This is a genomic window from Streptomyces katrae (assembly GCF_000966975.1).
GTDB lineage: Bacteria > Actinomycetota > Actinomycetes > Streptomycetales > Streptomycetaceae > Streptomyces > Streptomyces katrae.
On the sequence record NZ_JZWV01000448.1, the window covers coordinates 1 to 5,271 of the forward strand.

A 5,271-nucleotide genomic window follows, 5' to 3' on the forward strand; every position below is an offset into this window, starting at 1 on the left:
GGAACGGGGCTGGGACGTCACCGTGTTCCACCGGGGCAACCACGCCCCGCCGCCCGGCGTCCGCGCCGTGCACGGAGACCGCACCGCCCCCGGGGGCCTGGACGGCCTCGCCGAAGGGGCCTGGGACCTCGTCGTCGACACGTGGAGCGGCGCCCCCACCGCCGTACGGGACGCGGCCCGCGCGCTCGCCGGCCGCGCCGGACAGTACACCTACATCTCCACCCGGTCCGTGTACGCCTACCCCGGCCCGGCCGGCCTGACCGAGGACGGCCCCCTGGTCGAGGGCTCACCCGACGCCGAGGCCACCGCCTACCCCCAGGACAAGCGCGGCGGCGAGCTCGCGGCCACGGACGCCTTCGGCGACCGCGCCCTCCTGGTGCGCGCCGGCCTCATCCTCGGCCCTTACGAGAACGTCGGCCGCCTGCCCTGGTGGCTGAACCGCACCGNGGCCCCACCCTCGCCCCCGGCCCCCGCGACCTGCCGATGCAGTACATCGACGTACGCGACCTCGCGCACTGGACCCTCGACGCCGCCGAGGCCGGCCTCTCCGGCCCGTACGACGTGGTGTCCCCGCCCGGCCACACCACCATGGGCGCCTTCCTCGAAGCCTGCGCGGCCGTCACCGGAGGTGCCGCGGAACTCCGCTGGACCGACCCGGCCCGCATCGCCGAGGCGGGCATCGAGCCCTGGACCGAACTGCCGTGCTGGCTGCCCCCGGGCGAGCTGCACGACCACATGTTCCGCAGCGACGTCGGCAAGGCCCTCGCCGCCGGCCTGAAGTGCCGCCCGGTCGAGGAGACCGTCGCCGACACCTGGACCTGGCTGCGGTCCCTCGGCGGCGTGGCGCCGCAGCGCCCGGACCGGACGTCCAAGGGCCTCGACCCCGAGCGGGAGGCGGCGCTACTCGGGCTCTGAGTCGGCGGCCCCGGCGAGACGGGTCGGCGGCATGTACTCGCGCAGCGGCCGCCGGTGCCACCAGGCGCCCGTCTCGCGCAACTCCCGCCAGGTGGTGAACCGGTAGCGGTACAGCCTGGCCCGCACGAACCGCGGCGGGGCGTCCGGGAACGGGTTGTGGCGCAGCAGCCGCAGCGTGTCCCGGTCGCCCGCCAGCAGCCGCTCCACGAAGGGCCCGAACCAGTCCCGCGCGTAGCCGGGGGAGAGCGCCGCGAACCACATCAGCCAGTCGAGGCGAAGGTGGTACGGGGCGAACTGGCGCGGCATCCGCCGTAGTTCGCCGGGCTTCCCCTTGAACCCGTACTCCCGCCAGTCGCCGTTCTCCAGCGGTACCCGGTCCGAGGTGCCCTCCACCACGACCTCGTCGCGGATCCGGCCGACCGTGCCGAAGGCCCCGTAGGTGTTGACCAGGTGCAGCGAGTCGAAGGAGCGGTTCATCACCTGGCGCCGCGAGATCATGTTCGCCACCGGGTGCCGGCTCAGCACCAGCACCAGCACGGTCACCGCGCACACCAGGACCACGTACCAGACCGGCGCCCCGCGCGAGGCCGCGGCGGGCGGCGGACCGGCGAGCCCCGTGAAGTCGACGGCCGACAGGGCGACGGTGATCGTGATCCAGTTCAGCCAGGCGAAGTTCCCCGAGAACACCAGCCACAGCTGGGTGGCCACCATGATCCCGGCCGCGTACGAGGCCACCGGCTGCGGGGTGAACAGCAGCACCGGGACGGCGAGTTGCGTGACGTGGTTCGCGGCGCACTCCACCCGGTGCAGCGGCTTGGGCAGGTGGTGGAAGAACCAGCTCAGCGGCCCCGGCATCGGCTGCGTCTCGTGGTGGTAGTAGAGACAGGTCAGCCGCCGCCAGCAGGCGTCCCCGCGCATCTTGATCAGCCCGGCACCGAACTCCACCCGGAACAGCACCCACCGCAGCAGCCACAGCACCAGCACCGGCGGCCCGGCCCGGGCGTTCCCGAGGAAGACCGCGAGGAAGCCCACCTCCAGCAGCAGCGACTCCCACCCGAAGGAGTACCAGGTCTGCCCCACGTTGACGATCGACAGGTAGAGCAGCCACAGCACCGCCCACATCCCCATCGCCGCGCCCAGCGGCACCAGGTCCCCGGCGCCCAGGACGAGGGCCGCCGACAGGGCCGCTCCGGCCCAGGCGCAGCCGGCGAAGAGTCCGTCCGAGTAGCGCAGTTGGAACAGGCTCGGGGCGTGCCGGAAGGGCACGTACCGCACGTAGCGCGGCACGGGGAGCATGCCGTGCGCCCCGATCAGGGCCCGGAACTGCAGGGCGGCCCCGACGAAGGCGAAGACGTAGACACCGGCGAGGGCCCGCTGGAAGACCAGCCGGCCCAGCCAGTACCCGGGTGCCGTGAACCAGTCCATCGATTCCAGTATCAGGCGGTGGCGGCCAGCGCGCGCAGGTGGCGTCCGAGCAGCCGGGCGTATCCGCGCTGGAGGACGGGTACGAGGGGACCCGCGAGCCGTGTGTACCAGGAGGCGGGGCGGCTGAACGCGGTGACCTCGAACCACACCGTTCCGTCCGGGGCGAGCTCCACCAGGAAGGACTCCTCCCCGCTCTCGGGGTGCCCGGTGAGGGTGCCGTAGGCGAAACCGGCCAGGCCGGGGGCGTCCGGTGTCCAGACCACCTCGCAGGGCACGGTGATCCGCAGCGGGCCGAGGCCGAGCCCGATCTCCACCCGCCGCCCGGGGACGGCCGGGCCGTCCGCCCGGACGCTCGCGCCGGTGGCGCGGTGCATCCGGAAGGAGGTGACCGCCGCGCCGGCCGCCTCGAAGACCTCCCTGCCGTGGCCGATGGGGGCGCGGTGGTGCAGGTGGTGGTAGCCGTCGGGCAGCGGCCGCCGGAGGGTGGCACCGCGTTCGGGGTAGCTGAGGACGCGCCGACCGGTGCTGATGAGGCGGGTCACGGTGTCTCCGTTCGAGTGGGTGCGGCAGGGGGTAGGGGTCGGGTGAGGAGGGCCGCCGGCCGGGGGCTCGGGGCCCGGTCGTCGGCCATCCGCCGCCACGCCAGCAGCGAGCACAGGGCGAAGCCGAGCGCGTTGCCCAGGCCGTGGGTGGCCGCCATCCAGGTCAGGGTGGGGTGGACGACGCCGGTGGCCTCGCCGGCGGCCCACCACAGGGCCAGCAGCATCGTGGCGATCAGCACCGCGGCCGAGGTGGCGAGCAGCGTGCCCGTCACCCGGTCGCGGGCGGCGGGCCGCAGCTCCCGCCAGGTCACCAGCGCCACCGTCCACATGCCCCCGGTGAGGACGACCGCGCCCAGCAGCTCCGCCCAGTCGTCCACGAAGTACCCGAGCAGCACGAGCAGGGTCCCCGCGGGCACGCTGTACGCAGCCCAGCGCGCCTGCCGCCCGGTCGCCGCCGACCGGCACACCAGGCCGGCGACGAGGGCCGCCGTGAACCCGGCGAAGTGGAAGTGCGGGACGGTCAGGGCCAGGACGTCCAGGTCGAAGCCGAAGAGCCGGTACCCTGCCCGCTCGGCGACCAGGGCGGTCCCGGCGACCGAGGGCGAGGCCAGGGCGGTCAGCACCGCCACCTCGGACGGGCCGGGGGAGCGGGTGCCCCCGGCCCGGACGAGGCGGCGCAGCCGGGTCCCTGCCGCGCACAGCAGGACCAGGGCGGCGGCCGCGTACAGGGCGGCGAGCGCGGTGGCGGCGCTGCCGCGCGGCAGCCACGGCGACAGCGCCCCGGGGGCGGCCGCCCAGGGCCACAGCCGGGCCGGCGTGCCCAGCCCGGCCGGGTCGATCAGGCGCAGGCCGACGGGGACGGCGTAGAGCATCCCCAGGGCGACGATCAGGTTCACGAGCACGGCCACCGGCCCACTCCTTTGAACGTGTTCAAGTCCGACGCCCCTCACCTTAGGCGCTTTCTTGAACGTGTTCAATGCGTGCTCGGTGCGCATCTGCCGGAACTCCGGTTGCGGCCCCGGGAAGGATGCGGCAGACAAGAGAGGAGCAACCGGGGCGAAAAGGGAGAGCCAGCGTGAACGACGTCAACGACGTGCCCGCACCGACACCCCGTCAGGCGCCGCGCCGTCATGTACCGGCCGGCGCCGCAGTCTTGGCGCTCCTCGGCCTGATCGCCGCCGGCTGCGGCGCCCAGGATCCGGAGCAGACCAAGGGCGCCGCCGCCGAGAGCCAGGAGCTCACCCTCCAGCCCGTGGGCGCCGCCGGACCCGACCCCTTCACCGCCTCCACCTCAACGGCCGAGTCGGCCCCCGTACAGCCCCCGGTGCCGAACCGGACCGGCCAGGGCATCCGCACCGTCGGCGCCGCCACCCCCGGCCTGTACGGCGGGACGAACCGGCTCGGCAGCTGCGACGTCGAACGCCAGGCCGCCTACCTCACCGCGGACGACGCCAAGGCCCGCGCCTTCGCCCAGGCCACCGGGATCGAGCAGGAGAAGATCCCCGAGTTCCTGCGGGGCCTCACGCCCGTGGTCCTGCGCGCCGACACCCGGATCACGAACCACGGCTTCCGCGACGGCCGCGCCGACGGCTACCAGTCCGTCCTCCAGGCCGGCACGGCCGTCCTGGTGGACGACCACGGCATGCCCAGGGTCCGCTGCGGCTGCGGCAACCCCCTGGCCGCCCCCCGCTCGGCCAAGGGGAGCCCGGTGCTCAAGGGGGACCAGTGGAACGGCTACCGGCCCAACCAGGTCATCGTCATCGAGCCCACCATCCAGCCGGTCAAGAGGCTGCTCATCGTCAACGTGGCCGACAACACCTGGATCGAACGGAAGGCCGGTGACGACGGCGCCCAGGACAAGGCGCCGAAGGTCCCGCCCCCCTACGACCCGGCCGAGGGCATCCCCGACGCGCCCCCGACGCCACCGGACGACCCCTCCGACCCCTGCGCCACCCCCGGCCAGGGCGGTTCGCCCCGGACCGCCCCGCCCCGCACCCCGGCCCCTCCGCCCCGCCGGCCGGACCGCCCCCGCACCAGCCCCCGCCGGCCGGACCCCAGAGCCTGCCGGAGACGGCCCCGCCGCTGGACACGTCCCAGAGCCTGCCGGAGACGGCTCCGCCGCTGGACACGTCCCAGAGCCTGCCCGAGACCGCCCCGCCCCTGGACACGTCCCACAGCCTGCCCGAGACCGCCCCGCCGCTGGACGCGCCCGCCGCCGGAGCCCAGAACCTGCCCGAGACGGCCCCGCCCCTGGACACGCCCGGGCAGGCGGGCCCCACTCCCGCCGAGACCGCGCCACCGGCCGCGCCGCCCGCCGCCGGGCCGCCCGGGGCCCAGGCACCGGGCCAGGCCGGCCCCCTGGACGAGCAGCTGCCGATCCCCGCAGAAC

General features: G+C 75.1%; 4 protein-coding genes and 1 pseudogene. 2 read left to right on the top strand and 3 right to left on the bottom strand.

Annotated elements, in window-relative coordinates; genetic code table 11:
* A pseudogene (locus VR44_RS16915) lies at nt 1–915 on the top strand (Rossmann-fold NAD(P)-binding domain-containing protein); the annotation flags it as partial.
* Here the strand turns inward: VR44_RS16915 and VR44_RS16920 are convergent.
* Genes VR44_RS16920 through VR44_RS16930 form a run of 3 tightly spaced genes read right to left on the bottom strand, consistent with a single transcriptional unit; the run spans nt 901 to nt 3,790 of the window.
* Nucleotides 901–2,340, bottom strand: a complete 1,440-nt coding sequence (locus tag VR44_RS16920; protein WP_045948342.1) for a lipase maturation factor family protein — start codon at nt 2,338–2,340, stop codon at nt 901–903. The pseudogene VR44_RS16915 and the gene VR44_RS16920 overlap by 15 nt on opposite strands.
* An 11-nt stretch (nt 2,341–2,351) precedes the next feature.
* The gene (locus VR44_RS16925) at nt 2,352–2,882 is read right to left on the bottom strand and encodes a DUF1990 domain-containing protein (RefSeq protein ID WP_045948343.1); all 531 of its coding nucleotides are present in this window, start codon (nt 2,880–2,882) and stop codon (nt 2,352–2,354) included.
* Nucleotides 2,879–3,790 carry a YndJ family protein gene (locus tag VR44_RS16930; RefSeq protein ID WP_094191706.1) on the bottom strand — a complete coding sequence of 304 codons (912 nt, stop codon included), beginning with the start codon at nt 3,788–3,790 and terminating at the stop codon, nt 2,879–2,881. The genes VR44_RS16925 and VR44_RS16930 overlap by 4 nt, the downstream gene beginning before the upstream one ends.
* 167 nt (nt 3,791–3,957) lie before the next feature.
* Between VR44_RS16930 and VR44_RS48440 the strand changes: the two genes are divergently transcribed.
* On the top strand, nt 3,958–5,271 hold a 1,314-nt coding region (locus VR44_RS48440), incomplete at its 3' end, for a DUF6777 domain-containing protein (protein WP_157880328.1).

Coding starts and splice junctions, on each gene's coding strand:
- VR44_RS16920 (WP_045948342.1), bottom strand. CDS start 2,340: ATGGACTGGTTCACGGCACCCGGGTACTGGCTGGGCCGGCTGGTCTTC.